The organism is Tistrella mobilis, assembly GCF_041468085.1.
Classification (GTDB): domain Bacteria; phylum Pseudomonadota; class Alphaproteobacteria; order Tistrellales; family Tistrellaceae; genus Tistrella; species Tistrella mobilis_A.
The window spans coordinates 2,188,830-2,201,448 of the sequence record NZ_CP121017.1; the positions used below are offsets into that span (position 1 = coordinate 2,188,830).

General features: G+C 66.9%; 12 protein-coding genes. 4 read left to right on the forward strand and 8 right to left on the reverse strand.

The annotated features are described in order from the left end of the window. Nucleotides 1-12: 12 nt before the first annotated feature. The 3 genes from P7L68_RS15690 to P7L68_RS15700 form a co-directional block, all read right to left on the reverse strand. Complete coding sequence (locus P7L68_RS15690) at nt 13-1,662, reverse strand: methyl-accepting chemotaxis protein (protein ID WP_372006562.1); 1,650 nt, start codon at nt 1,660-1,662, stop codon at nt 13-15. 146 nt (nt 1,663-1,808) lie between these two features. Then, the gene (locus P7L68_RS15695; protein ID WP_372006563.1) at nt 1,809-2,486 is read right to left on the reverse strand and encodes a hypothetical protein; all 678 of its coding nucleotides are present in this window, start codon (nt 2,484-2,486) and stop codon (nt 1,809-1,811) included. Nucleotides 2,487-2,719: 233 nt separating this feature from the next. Further along, nucleotides 2,720-4,066: an ArgE/DapE family deacylase gene (locus tag P7L68_RS15700; protein WP_372006564.1), complete on the reverse strand. Its 1,347-nt coding sequence runs from the start codon at nt 4,064-4,066 to the stop codon at nt 2,720-2,722. A gap of 116 nt (nt 4,067-4,182) precedes the next feature. On the opposite strand from P7L68_RS15700, the gene P7L68_RS15705 reads away from it, so the two are divergent. Further along, nucleotides 4,183-5,079, forward strand: a complete 897-nt coding sequence (locus P7L68_RS15705) for a LysR family transcriptional regulator (protein WP_372006565.1) — start codon at nt 4,183-4,185, stop codon at nt 5,077-5,079. On the opposite strand, the gene cysW is transcribed toward P7L68_RS15705, so the two are convergent. The 4 genes from cysW to P7L68_RS15725 all read right to left on the reverse strand — a co-directional run bounded on the left by cysW (nt 5,073) and on the right by P7L68_RS15725 (nt 9,481). Beyond that, entirely contained in the window at nt 5,073-5,984 is a 912-nt protein-coding gene (gene cysW, locus P7L68_RS15710; RefSeq protein WP_372006566.1) for a sulfate ABC transporter permease subunit CysW, read from the reverse strand. The two genes, P7L68_RS15705 and cysW, sit on opposite strands and share 7 nt — an antisense overlap. A gap of 10 nt (nt 5,985-5,994) precedes the next feature. Then, entirely contained in the window at nt 5,995-6,834 is an 840-nt protein-coding gene (gene cysT / locus P7L68_RS15715) for a sulfate ABC transporter permease subunit CysT (RefSeq protein ID WP_372006567.1), read from the reverse strand. Nucleotides 6,835-6,841: 7 nt separating this feature from the next. Beyond that, the gene (locus tag P7L68_RS15720) at nt 6,842-7,852 is read right to left on the reverse strand and encodes a sulfate ABC transporter substrate-binding protein (RefSeq protein WP_372006568.1); all 1,011 of its coding nucleotides are present in this window, start codon (nt 7,850-7,852) and stop codon (nt 6,842-6,844) included. A gap of 219 nt (nt 7,853-8,071) precedes the next feature. After that, a complete protein-coding gene (locus P7L68_RS15725; RefSeq protein ID WP_372006569.1) occupies nt 8,072-9,481 on the reverse strand; it encodes an FAD/NAD(P)-binding protein in 1,410 nt (469 codons plus the stop codon). Between the two features lie 180 nt (nt 9,482-9,661). Here P7L68_RS15725 and ssb point away from each other — a divergent pair, with 180 nt between their 5' ends. Further along, complete coding sequence (ssb, locus tag P7L68_RS15730) at nt 9,662-10,267, forward strand: single-stranded DNA-binding protein (protein ID WP_372006570.1); 606 nt, start codon at nt 9,662-9,664, stop codon at nt 10,265-10,267. Nucleotides 10,268-10,350: 83 nt separating this feature from the next. Here ssb and P7L68_RS15735 read toward each other — a convergent pair whose 3' ends face one another. Then, a complete protein-coding gene (locus tag P7L68_RS15735; protein ID WP_372006571.1) occupies nt 10,351-11,355 on the reverse strand; it encodes an aldo/keto reductase in 1,005 nt (334 codons plus the stop codon). Nucleotides 11,356-11,521: 166 nt separating this feature from the next. Here P7L68_RS15735 and P7L68_RS15740 point away from each other — a divergent pair, with 166 nt between their 5' ends. Both P7L68_RS15740 and P7L68_RS15745 read left to right on the forward strand, forming a co-directional pair. Then, nucleotides 11,522-11,989, forward strand: a complete 468-nt coding sequence (locus P7L68_RS15740; protein WP_372006572.1) for a MarR family winged helix-turn-helix transcriptional regulator — start codon at nt 11,522-11,524, stop codon at nt 11,987-11,989. A 125-nt stretch (nt 11,990-12,114) separates the two neighbouring features. Beyond that, nucleotides 12,115-12,528, forward strand: coding sequence for an organic hydroperoxide resistance protein (locus P7L68_RS15745; RefSeq protein ID WP_372006573.1), 414 nt, complete (start codon nt 12,115-12,117; stop codon nt 12,526-12,528). Nucleotides 12,529-12,619 lie beyond the last annotated feature (91 nt).

The window sequence follows — 12,619 nt, forward strand, 5'->3', positions numbered from 1 at the left end:
TGTGGCCGCTGCTCAGGCCTCGCGGATATGACGGATGAAGGCGCCGACGCGGACGGTCAGCTGCTGGCCCTCCTCGACCAGGGCGGTCGAGGTGTCGAGCACGCGCCGGGCCATGGTGCCGGCATCTTCGGCGCTGCGTGACACGCGGCCGATTTCGGCACTGACCCGGCCGGCGCCGGCGGCCGCCTGGCTGATCGAGGCCGCGATCTCGCTGGTGGCGCTGCGCTGCCTGTCGACCGCACCCGAGATGCCATCGACCACCTGGCTGATCCGGTCGATGGTGGCGCCGACGCGGCTGATCGTCGATGCGGCCTCGCTTGCGACCGTGCGGATCTGGGCGATGCGCGCCTCGATATCTGCGGTCGCACGGCTGGTCTGGGTGGCAAGGCTCTTCACTTCCGATGCCACGACGGCGAAACCCTTGCCGGCCTCACCGGCGCGGGCCGCCTCGATGGTGGCGTTGAGGGCGAGAAGATTGGTCTGCTCGGCGATGTCGCTGATCAGGCGGACGACCTCGCCGATCTGGTTGGCGGCCTCCACCAGCCCGGTCACGGTATGGTTCGAACGCCGGGCCTCGCCCACCGCCTCGGTGGTGATGGTGGATCCTTCTGCGACCTGACGGAGGATGTCGCTGATGGCCGCGCTCAGCTGTTCCGTCGATCCGGCCACGGTCTGAACGCTGCGGGCCGTTTCATCGGCGGAACCGGCGACGCCCGAGCTGGTCTCGCGGGCCTGATCGACACCGGCACTCATGGCCCGGGCGGTGTCGCGCATCTGCTGCGACGATTGCCGCACGGCCGTGACCACCTCGCCGATGGAGCGCTCGAAATCCGCGGCAAGACGGTCCAGGGCGGCAGCCTTCTCGGCCTCGGCCTGAAGACGCTGGGTATCGTTGACCTGACGCAGGCGTTCGGCTTCGGCCATGCCGTCGCGGAAGACCAGCAGTGCCCGTGCCATTTCGCCCAGTTCGTCACGCCGGTCGAGCCCGTTCAGGTCGACGGTGGTGTGGCCGCCTGCCAGCTCACGCATGGCGCCGATCGCGCGGGCGAGCGGGCGGGCGAGCAGGGTGCGCAGGCCCAGGATCAGGGCGATGAGAAGCGTGAGCATGGCGGCGGCGGTCAGAAGGGCGCTCTGCCACAGGGCCGTGCTGGTTGCAGCCTCGACCTCGGCAAGCGACCAGGCGGCGGCGATGGCGCCGACCAGCTTCTGATCCTTGCCGGCGAAAACCGGCCGCACGAGCAGTATGGCTGCGGATGTCTCTTCGTCATAGGCCTCGCTGCGGCCGAGTGCGGCGGCAGCGCGGCCGTGAAGGGCGGCCAGATCGGCTGCGGTCAGGCGTGGATCATCCATGCCGACGATCCGGCTGCCGTCGAGGGAGAAGGCGGCAAAAGAGGCGAGGCGGTTGCCGTCGCGTTCCATCAGCGGGCCGACGATCGTCTGGATGCCAGATGCCTTGGCGTATTGCACGCCGCCCGACACCTGGCCCGCAAGCATGTCGGTGAGCGTCCGGTCCGACCGACGAAAGGCATCCGAGAGCGCCTCGGCCCGGCTGAAGGCTTCCCGGAGGCCGATGGCCGTGAGAACGAGGCCGACCATGATCACGGTCATGATGGTGATGCGCAGATGCAGTTTCACCGTGCGGCGGCGGAGATTCGGGGACATGTTTCGGGCCTCCGTCTGGGCAAAATGCGTCTGGGCAAGGGGCGTCTGGGCACGGGGTATCCGGGCGGCCGCGATCCGGAGAGAGATCGCGGCCGTCGGCAGGCACAGGGGCTGGAACGATCAGGGACTCGGAAAGGCGGCGGCCGTCAGAGGTTGCCGAGCGCCTCGGCATCGAGGCCGAGGGTCACCGCGCCGATCGGCTTGCCGCTGTCGGGGTCGATCACCGGCTCGCTGAGCTGGATGATGTAGGTCTGGCTGCTGTCGTCGAAATCGACGTCAGAGACATGACGCCCATCGGGGCCCTTCAGGAAGGTCTGCTGCCATTTCGGCTCGTCGCCCTGCCAGTAGTCGGATGTGACGTCGCTCATGCCGACGTTCAGACCACGGTTGTCCATGACGAAGGCCTCGGTGATCAGCCCCTCTGACGCGTCCTTGGCCTTGTGCAGGATGGCCGATGCCGGATTGGACGTGACACCCGAGATGGTGGGCGTGCTGGCGGCGCCGACCTCCGCCCGCCAGGCCTTGTCCCTGGCCAGGATGTCCGCCTCGCTCAGGCCGGCATGGGCGGCGTTCTGGGCACGAATCGCAGCGATGATGCCGGGATCGGTCACCAGCTGATGCATCACGCCGGCATCGACCTTGGTCAATCCGGCTTCCAGCTCCGCCGGCGGCCCGTCGGCACGCACGGGCAGTGCAAGACAGAGGGCTGCAAGGGCGATGCCGGCGGCGAGGCCCGCCTTCATCGCCAGCGGCAGCGGCTCCCGCACGGCGGCGCGGGCAAGGGGGCGGCGATCGGAACGGGGAGGGATGACGGTGCGGGACATGGGGACACTCCCTTCTTCGCCCTGGCCATAATATGCATTATGGCGTCACATAAGGACGTGTTGGTATAGGTGCCCGCTCTGCGGCGGTGACCGGCTTCAGTGACGATCATCCTGCCGGGAAAATCTTAGCAATTCTTTTAAGTGCGCGAAAAATCGATCGGCGTTCCAGAAAAACGGCGAACCTGAACCGGGTGCGATTCGCGCATCGGTTCAGGTTCATTGCATATATCAGGTCACTGATCGAGCGGTTCGAGGCCGCACCATTCGGCGATGAAGAGAGCGATGGCGCCGGTGACACGCTCGATGGAGGCGAGGGAGACCCGTTCGTCGAAGCCGTGAACATCGGCGGTGACGGGGCCATAGACGAGGCAGGGGCAGTCGCCGTAGAGCACGAAGACACGACCGTCCAGATAGCTGGGCGTCACGAAGCTCTCCAGCCCCCGGCCGAAGGCGCGGGCATGGGCGCGACCCAGGGTCTTTTCGGCATCGCTGCCTTCTTCCAGCACATAGCCTTCGGCGAAGAAGCCGTTGTAGTCGATCTCGGGCGGGTTGTTGGCCAGGAAGGCATCGGCCTTGGCGGCGTCCGACAGGCAGGCTTCGATCTCGGCGGCGGCATCGCGGGGATCCACACCGGGATAGATCGAGATCCGGCAATCAAAGGTGCACCAGGCTGGCACCGACGACGCCCAGTCGCCGCCTTCGATCTTGCCGAAATTGAGATTGATCGGGTGATCCAGCTCTTCGAAATAGCGATGGGCGGTCTTGCGTTCGTTCCAGTCGGCTTCGAGCCGGCGCAGGGCCTGCATCAGCCGATAGGCGGCCTCGATCGCATTGGCACCCGATCCGGCTTCGCGGACATGGACGGGAATGCCGCGCACGGTGACCTTGAACCAGATCACACCGACATTGGCCCGCACCAGCTTATCGTCTTCCGGTTCGGGGATGATGGCGGCATCGGCGCGATAGCCGCGTACCAGGCAGGCGAGGGCGCCATTGCCGGTGCATTCTTCTTCCGTCACCGACTGGACATGGACGGTGGCGGCCGGCTGATAGCCCAGGCGCCGGAGGGCATCCATGGCGAAGACATTGGCGGCGATGCCCGCCTTCATGTCGCCCGACCCGCGGCCATAGAGCCAGTCGCCCTCGATCACCGGCTCGTAGGGCGGATTGGTCCACATGTCGTGCGGCCCTTCGGGCACGACGTCGATATGGCCGTTCAGGATCAGCGAGCGCCCGGTCTCGTTCCGCGGCCGGTGGGTGCCGACGACGTTGAGGGCATTCTGATAATCGACCTTCACCGGCGAAAAGCCGGGGTGATGGCAGATCTCGTCGACATCGATCGCCCAGCGGTCGACCGCATAGCCGCGGTCGCGCAGCGTCTTTGCCATGAAGTCCTGCGCGGTGTGTTCACGGCCACGCAGTGACGGCAGGCGGATCAGATCCTGCGTGAAGGCGATCTGTTCGGCAAAGCCCTGTTTCACCGAAGCGAGGATCGCTTCGGCCAGGGCGGGATCCAGCCGCGAGCCTTCGGGGCGTGCCCCGGCGGGCGCTGCGGATGCGGGTGTGATGGTGTCGGTCATCTGAGGTCCGGCCTCCCTTGGTCTTATGCCTCTGGATTGAGCGTAGAAGGCCGGTTTGCTTCGATAAATATCGATGTGATAAATCTCGTTTCGATAATGATCAAAGGAAACGCGTCATGGCCCTGCCGAGCCTGTCGACGGTGGATCTGAAGCTTTTGGGCGTGTTCCTGGCGGTCGTGAAAGCCGGTGGCTTTGCGCCGGCGCAAGCGGCGCTCAATGTCGCCGCCTCGACCATCAGCATCCAGATCGGCACGCTTGAAAAGCGGCTGGGCGTGGTGCTGTGCCGGCGTGGCCGGGGTGGATTCGCGCTGACCGAGGATGGCCGTCGTGTTCATGAAGCGGCCCAGGCGCTGTTTGCCCAGATCGAGGATTTCCAGGCCCGGATCGGCAGTCTGGGCGGGGGGATGACCGGCAGGCTGAACCTGGCGGTGATGGAGAATCTGATCACCCACCCGAGTTTCAGCCTGAGCACGTTGATCGCGCGTTTCAGGGACGGGGCGCCGGGGGTGCGGGTCAGCATCGATACGGCATCACCGGCACGGCTGGAAGAAATGGTGCTGGGCGGTGCGGCGCATCTGGCGATCGGCTATTTCCCGCGCCGGCTTGCCCAGTTCACCTATGCACCGGCCTGCGAGGTGGAAATGGAGCTTTGTGCCGGGGCGGGTCATCCGCTGTTCGATGTTGCGGCGCCGACGCCCGAGATGGTCCGGGCCGCCGAACATGCCCATCGCGGCTATGTCTCGACCGAGCAGACCCCCGATGCCCATCGCGGCTTCGTGTTCACCGCCGAGGCCCAGAGCGTCGAGGCCCTGGCGATCCTTGTATTGTCAGGCCGTTATCTGGCCTTCCTGCCCACCCACTTCACCCGCCGGCCCGGCTATGCCGGCCGTATCCGGCCGATCCTGCCCGAGCGTTACGCCTACCGGTCGTCGATCGAGATCGTCCGCAACCGGGCGGCACCGGTGACGGCGCCGGCGGCGCGGTTCATGGAGCTGGTCGCGGCCTCTCAGTGACCGCCGCCGCGGCGGCGGATGGCCCCTTCCGCCCGGCGCTCGACAATCAGCTTGGCCAGGATGGTGACCAGGGCGAGCACGGTGAGGGTGGAGGCGGCGGCGAAGGCGCCGATGGCATTATAGTCGTTGTAGAGCAGTTCAACCTGCAGCGGCAGGGTGTTGGTCTGGCCACGGATATTGCCGGAAACCACCGACACCGCACCGAATTCGCCCATCACCCGCGCATTGCACAGGATTGCGCCGTAGAGCAGCGCCCATTTCACATTGGGCAGGGTCACGCGCAGGAAGGTCTTGAGACCCGAGGCACCGAGGGTGATGGCAGCCTCTTCCTCGTCGGTGCCCTGGGCCTGCATCAGCGGCACCAGTTCACGGGCGACGAACGGGCTGGTCACGAACAGGCTGACCAGAAAGATCGCCGGGATGGTGAACATCACCTGGATGCCGGCGGCATCGAGCGTCGGCCCCAGCAGGCCCTGGGCGCCGTAGACGAAAAGATAGGCGACGCCGGCCACGATCGGCGAGATCGAGAAGGGAAGCTCGATCACGGTCATCAGCAGCTTGCGGCCGGGGAAGGTGAATTTGGCGATCGCCCAGGCAGCGGCGAGGCCGAAGCCGATATTGATCGGAACGACCACGATCGCGGTCAGGATGGTGAGCCCGATGGCATGCAGCGTGTCGGGGGCGACGACATTCGAGGTCCATCCTCCGATACCGGCGGCAAAGGCCTGGGCGAAGATCACCGCGAGCGGTACCACCAGGAACAGCCCCGAGATGCCGACGGCAAGGGCAATGAGCAGGGCGCGCAGCCAGCCTTCGCCGGCCACCCCTTTCCAGGCTTCGGGGGTGCGGCCGTTCCGGTCGTGATCCGCCTGACGACGGCTGGCGGTGGCGGGGATGTCGGTCATCGTCCTGTCCTCATCCCCGGCCTGAATGGCGGGCGGCCCAGAATTGCAGGATGTTGATCAGCAGCAGCATCACGAAGGCGCAGACCAGGATCATCGTCGCGATCGCCGCCGCGGCCGGATAGTCGAACTCTTCCAGCCGGATGAAGGTGAGCAGGGCGGTGATCTCGGTCTGGAAGGGGCGGTTGCCGGCAATGAAGATCACGCCGCCGAACTCCCCCAGGCTGCGGGCGAAGGCAAGGGCCGATCCGGCCAGGAAGGCGGGCAGGATCGCCGGCATGATGACGCGCAGGAAGATCGCCCGATCGGGCGCCCCCAGCGAATGGGCGGCCTCTTCGGCCTCGCGCGACAGATCTTCCAGCACCGGCTGAACCGTGCGGACCACGAAGGGGATGCTGGTGAAGGCCATGGCGACGGCGATACCGAGCGGCGTATAGGCAACCTTGATGCCCAGATCCTTGAGCGGCGCGCCGAGCCAGCCGGTGGGTGCGAGCAGATTGGCAAGCGCGATGCCGGCCACGGCCGTGGGCAGGGCAAAGGGCAGATCGACCAGAGCGTCGAGCACCCGGCGGCCCGGGAAGCGGTAGCGCACCAGTACCCAGGCGAGCAGCAGGCCGAAGACCGCGTTGAACAGGGTGGCGCCGGCGGCGGCACCCAGTGTCACCTGATAGGTGGCCACCGCCCGCCGCGAGGTCACGATCGCCCAGAACTCCGCAGGACCCAGGCTCGCGGATTTGAGCACCAGGGCGAAGATCGGCAGCGCGATGATGAGTGCGGTGTAGAACAGCGTGATGCCGAGTGTCAGGCCGAAGCCCGGCAGCACGCCGCGGGAACGCGAGAGAGCGGTGGCCATGGCCGGATCAGCGGCTCTGCGCCGCGAAGAGCTGGTCGAGCTTGCCGCCCTCGGCGAAATGCTCGGCCTGGATCTTGTCCCAGCCGCCGAAGACGTCTTCGACGCGGACCAGCTTCAGCTCGGGGAACTGACCGGCATATTTCGCAGCGATCTCGGGATCGACCACGCGGTTATAGCGCTTTGCCGCGATCTCCTGAACCTGCTTGCCGTAGAGGAAATCCAGATAGCCTTCGGCCGCCTTGCGGCTGCCGCGCTCGTCGACGACCTTGTCGACCACGGCGACCGGGAACTCGGCCATCAGGCTCTGCGACGGGGTCACGACTTCGTAATCGTCCTCGCCGTATTCCTTGCGGATCAGGTTGGTCTCGGCCTCGAAAGTGATCAGCACGTCGCCGATGCCGCGCTCGACGAAGGTGGTGGTGGCGCCGCGTCCGCCGGTGTCGAACACCGCGACATGGCCGAAGACCTGAGAAACGAATTCGTCGGTCTTCGCGACATCACCCTTGAAGGTATCGAGGCCATAGGCATAGGCCGCGAGATAGGTATAGCGCGCATTGCCCGAGGTCTTGGGATTCGGGAAGACGACTTCTACTCCGTCGCGGACCAGATCCGACCAGTCCTTGATGTTCTTGGGGTTGCCCTTGCGCACCAGGAAGGACGGCATCGAATACCAGGGCGAGGCATTGTTGGGCAGTTCCGACTGCCAGCCCGGCTGGATCAGGCCGCCATTCTTCACCAGGAAGTCGATATCGGTAACCTGATTGAAGGTCACGACATCGGCCTTCAGCCCTTCCAGGATCGCCCGGGCCTGGCGCGAGGTGCCGGCATGGGACTGGTTCACCTCGATCGAGCGGCCGGTTTCGGCCTTCCAGGCCGGCACGAAGCTCTCGTTGATCTCGGCGAACAGCTCGCGCGCGATGTCATAGGAGGCGTTGAGCAGGGTGTCGTCGGCGGCCCGCGCCGGCGCGCCGGCGGCGAGGCCGAGCGCGAGGGCGGCGGCAAAAGCGAGGCGCTTCATCTGGCAGGCTCCAGAAAGGCGGGGATGGGAGACTCGCGGGCCGGAAGGCTGCGTGAGCTGTGGGGCGTGCCGTCAGACGCCTTCGTCTTCAGGCATATTTCCCCCATCGCACGCAGTCCGTCCGGGATGTGTGACGAGAATGTGCATCCGGAGCCGTGGATGTCAACGATTAAACATGAGTATGATGTTTTATGGGTTATTTCACAAGATGAATTTGTTTTACGCCATCAGCTCCCCGGCGAGGCTGCTGGCGAGGGCGGCGACCTGGTTGCGGATGTCGGGCACCGCCGTGCTTTCCCAGAACACGCCCCGGGTCAGCGGGCCTATGGCGGCAAGGCGGCGATCGGCTGTGCCGTCGGCGCCGATGACCCGCAGATCCGCATCGACGTCAAGGCCCAGCGCCAGCATATCGGCCCGGATGGCGCCGCGGGCGAACAGGCCGGCCAGCAGAGGTTCGGGCGTGCAGGCAAGGTCGGAGCCGGGACCCGTGCAGTCGATCGCCCGTGCCGCCACGATACGTTCCACCGCGCCGCCGCCCCGCGGTACCAGATCGAAGGCGACCCGGTCGGGCGTGACGTGGCGGGCGCGGATGCGCATGGCCCGGACCAGCAACCGGCCGCGGGCCCGGGCATCGGCGATGCGTGCCGCGACATCCGGGGCCATGCGATGGCGATGAATGTCCCACCACGGGCGGAGATGGCGCAGAAACCGACGTTTCTCCGCGGGGGAGAGCCCCTGCCAGAGCGGCTGGGTGACCGGCCGCAGCCCGTCGATCACCGCCCGCCAGCCGCCGCCATGTCCGCGGGTGGCCAGATCGGCCTCTGCCGCCCGCACGTGCTGACGCACCATCTTCACCAGCGCGCTCAGCCTCTCGGGGGCCGTTTCCGGGGTGATCGAGGGGATCGGGGCCGGAACCGGCGCATGGGCGCGGGGCAGCAGCCCGCGGCGAGAGATGGCATGGATGGTGCCGCGATGGCCGCGATCCAGCAGGCTGATCACGACGTCGACCGCGGTGAGGCCCGTACCCACAAGGATGACATCCGCCTCGCGATCCAGACCATCGAGTGCGCCCGGCGCCCACGGGTCCGGGGCATAGGCGGGCCCCGCCGGCACGTCGCACCCGGGCGGAAAGTTGCCGAGAGCCAGAACGGCGGCATCGACGCGGTAGCTGCGGCCGCCATCGACCTGCATCACGAAGCCGCCGCCCTCCATCGCCTCCAGACGTACCGCCGCATCATGGATCAGCTGCAGGTTCATGGCCTTGCCCTGGCGCCAGATCCGGTCGCCGATCAGATCCTGGATATAGGAGCCATAGATCCGGCGCGGCACGAAGCTGTCGCGCCCGGCCGGACCGTCGGGCAGAAAGGCGGTCAGGGTACTCCGGGTGGCCTCCAGCCACTGGACGAAATGGCCCGGCTGGTCGGGGAAGGCGCTCATATTGCCGGCCCGGACATTGAGCAGGTGATGGGGATTGCCGGTGGCATAGGCGACACCGCGGCCGAACTGGCTGTTCCGTTCGACCAGCAGGATCCTGTCCTGCCGCCGGCAGCGGTCCAGCAGGTGCACGGCAAGCAGGGCGCCGCTGAAACCGGCCCCGATGATCGCAATGGTGGTGCCGCGTTCGCTCATGCGCAGGATCCCCGGCGGTTGAGATGCAGGCTCAGCCTAGCGTGTGGCGGGCGGTCTAGTCATCAGACACAGAATAGCCGATTGCAGGATGGGGCCGGCTGTCGCAGGATGCGGCCAATTCGCGGGCGCCCCCTTGCCGGAGCGGCGCCTCCAACCGTTAGGTCGAGGGAAGACAGAGCCATGGCTGGCAGCGTCAACAAGGTGATCCTGATCGGCAATCTGGGCCGGGACCCGGAGGTGCGCAGCACCCAGGACGGCATGAAGATCGTGAACCTTGCGGTCGCGACCAGCGAGAACTGGCGCGACCGCCAGAGCGGCGAGCGCCGCGAGCGGACCGAATGGCACCGCGTGGTGATCTTCAACGAGCGCCTGGCCGAGGTGGCCGAAAAGTTCCTGCGCAAGGGCTCCAAGGTCTATGTCGAGGGCGCGCTTCAGACCCGCAAATGGACCGATCAACAGGGCCAGGAGAAGTACACCACCGAGGTGGTGCTGCAGCGCTTCCGCGGTGAGCTGACCATGCTCGACGGCCGCGGCGAAGGGGGCAGTGGCGCTGATTTCGGCGGCGGTGACGATTTCGGCGGTGGCGCCACCGGCGGTGGCATGGGCGGTGGCGGCGGCCGTCGCGGCGGTGGTTACGGCGGTGGCCGCGGCGGCCAGGGCGGTGCCGGCGGCGGCTTTGGCGGCGGCTATGACGACTACGGCTCAGATTATGGCGGTGGCTCCGGCGGCGGCCGCGGTGGCGCCGGCGGCGGTTCGAACGATCTGGATGACGAGATCCCGTTCTGATCCCGAGGGATCGACGGGCTGACATGAAGAACCCGCCTGATGCTCCGCGCATCAGGCGGGTTCTTCGCGTTCAGGATAAGGCGTCAGCGGTCGACATACCCCATCTCGCGCTCACCGTAACGCGGACCGGCGGTGACGCCCGGCGGCAGGGCCGCATCGAGGCGGGCGGTCTCGTCAGCCGTGAGGGTCAGGTCCAGGGCGGCCCAGTTGTCTTCCAGATGGCTGCGGCGGCGGGTGCCGGGGATGGGGATCACGTCTTCACCGCGGCCGAGCAGCCAGGCGAGGGCGACACGGCCCGCGGTGACGCCGCGTTCGGCCGCGATTTCGCGCACCGTGGCGGCGGCAGCCATGTTGGCATCGTAATTGGCGCCGATCAGCCGCGGATCGGTACGGCGCCGGTCGCCTTCGGGGTAGTCCTCGGCCCGGGTGACCGTGCCGGTCAGGAAGCCGCGGCCGAGCGGTGCGAAGGGCACCAGCGCGATGCCGAGCCGGCGCAGGGTCGGGATGATGTCCGCTTCGAGATCACGCTCCCAGAGCGAGTATTCGCTTTGCAGGGCTGCAACCGGCAACACGGTGTGCGCCCGGGCGATGGTCGCGGCCGAGGCCTCGGAGAGGCCGAAATGCAGCACCTTGCCGGCCTTCACCAGATCGGCCACGGTGCCCGCCACATCCTCGATCGGCACGGCGGGATCGACACGGTGCTGATAGAGCAGATCAATGCGGTCGGTGCCCAGGCGCGAGAGTGAACCCTCCACCGCCTGAACGATTCGTTCGGGCCGGCTGTCGACGCCGATGCTCCGGCCGCCTTCGATCTTCCAGCCGAATTTGGTGGCGATCACCACCCGGTCGCGCAACGGGCCCGTCGATGTGGTGCCGGCCAGGGCGCGCCCGATCAGGCTTTCATTCAGGAATGGTCCGTAAACCTCTGCCGTATCGAGGAAAGAGCAGCCGAGATCTATTGCGCGGTGGATGGTCGCGATCGATTCGGCATCGTCGGTGGCGCCATAGGACTGGCTCATGCCCATGCAGCCGAGGCCGAGGGCGGAAACCGCCGGGCCGTTGCTGCCAAGGCGTCTGGTCTGGGTCATTTCCTGAGGTCCTGCGTCTTGTTTCTGTGGCGGATCGCGCCCGCCGGCGGCGGTCAGGGGCAACAGCATGCGCCTGCGCCCGGGCCTTGGCCAGCCTCCGGCGTTGTGTAACAGACGTCGGAGGCCCATATTCCGCCCGGGACCAGCCGCTACCGGAGGGCCGCCTGTGGCCGACGACATCAACGACCCGCTGCGCCTCGACGCGCAGCTCTGCTTTGCGCTTTATGGCGCCTCGCTGGCCATGACCAAGCTGTACCGGCCGGTGCTGGAGGGGCTGGGCCTGACCTATCCGCAATATCTGGCAATGCTGGTGCTGTGGGAGAGCGATGATGTCACGGTGGGTGATCTGGGCCGCCGGCTGGGGCTGGATTCCGGCACGCTCACGCCGCTGTTGAAGCGGCTTGAGGCGGCGGGCCTGGTGACACGGCGCCGCGATCCGCGCGACGAGCGCCAGGTGCGGGTGGCCCTGACCGATGCGGGCACGGCATTGAAAGCACGGGCACGTCACGTGCCGGAGCGAATGTTCTGTGCCATGGGGCTGGAGATCGATGAACTGGGCGATCTTCGTCGGCGCCTGCATGCGCTTCAGGCGCGGCTGAGCGATGCGGCATCGGAACCAGATAGCGGCAGCTGACGGCGGGCTATATGTGCCATGTCATGCTTTTTTATATTGCGCAAAATTAAATTGATGACAATATAAATCCAGGACGACGAGACGACCGGCACCGGAGAGGGCCGGTTCAGCCAAGGAGACAGGCCATGCAGATCCTCTACACCGCCAATGCCACCGCCACCGGCGGCCGTGATGGCCGCGCCGCCAGCGATGACGGCCGCATCGACCTGCCGCTCGCCATGCCGGCAGCACTGGGCGGCAACGGCAAGGGCACCAATCCCGAACAGCTGTTCGCAGCCGGTTACGCCGCCTGCTTCCTGTCGGCGCTGAAGCTGGTCGCCGGGCAGAAGGGCGTGAAGCTGGGCAATGACGCCCAGGTCGCGGCCGCCGTCTCCATCGGCAAGGACGACACCGGCTTCGGCCTGGCCGTCACCCTGACTGTGAGCCTGCCGGGTGTGGATGCCGCTGCGGCGCACGCGCTGGTCGAAGCCGCGCATCAGGTGTGCCCTTATTCCAAGGCAACCCGCGGCAATATCGAGGTTGAGCTGACGGTCGCCTGAGGCGTCTGCGGCCCCTGCATCCGCCCGGAATGCGGGGGCCGGCCGGCGTGGTTGTTCGGCGGCGCAAAATTGGTTAGCTTCGGGGACGATT

What these genes read in the sequence shown, in the direction of transcription:
- P7L68_RS15690 (WP_372006562.1), bottom strand. Translation starts at nt 1,662, where the DNA reads ATGTCCCCGAATCTCCGCCGCCGCACGGTGAAACTGCATCTGCGCATC.
- P7L68_RS15695 (WP_372006563.1), bottom strand. Translation starts at nt 2,486, where the DNA reads ATGTCCCGCACCGTCATCCCTCCCCGTTCCGATCGCCGCCCCCTTGCC.
- P7L68_RS15700 (WP_372006564.1), bottom strand. Translation starts at nt 4,066, where the DNA reads ATGACCGACACCATCACACCCGCATCCGCAGCGCCCGCCGGGGCACGC.
- P7L68_RS15705 (WP_372006565.1), top strand. Translation starts at nt 4,183, where the DNA reads ATGGCCCTGCCGAGCCTGTCGACGGTGGATCTGAAGCTTTTGGGCGTG.
- cysW (WP_372006566.1), bottom strand. Translation starts at nt 5,984, where the DNA reads ATGACCGACATCCCCGCCACCGCCAGCCGTCGTCAGGCGGATCACGAC.
- cysT (WP_372006567.1), bottom strand. Translation starts at nt 6,834, where the DNA reads ATGGCCACCGCTCTCTCGCGTTCCCGCGGCGTGCTGCCGGGCTTCGGC.
- P7L68_RS15720 (WP_372006568.1), bottom strand. Translation starts at nt 7,852, where the DNA reads ATGAAGCGCCTCGCTTTTGCCGCCGCCCTCGCGCTCGGCCTCGCCGCC.
- P7L68_RS15725 (WP_372006569.1), bottom strand. Translation starts at nt 9,481, where the DNA reads ATGAGCGAACGCGGCACCACCATTGCGATCATCGGGGCCGGTTTCAGC.
- ssb (WP_372006570.1), top strand. Translation starts at nt 9,662, where the DNA reads ATGGCTGGCAGCGTCAACAAGGTGATCCTGATCGGCAATCTGGGCCGG.
- P7L68_RS15735 (WP_372006571.1), bottom strand. Translation starts at nt 11,355, where the DNA reads ATGACCCAGACCAGACGCCTTGGCAGCAACGGCCCGGCGGTTTCCGCC.
- P7L68_RS15745 (WP_372006573.1), top strand. Translation starts at nt 12,115, where the DNA reads ATGCAGATCCTCTACACCGCCAATGCCACCGCCACCGGCGGCCGTGAT.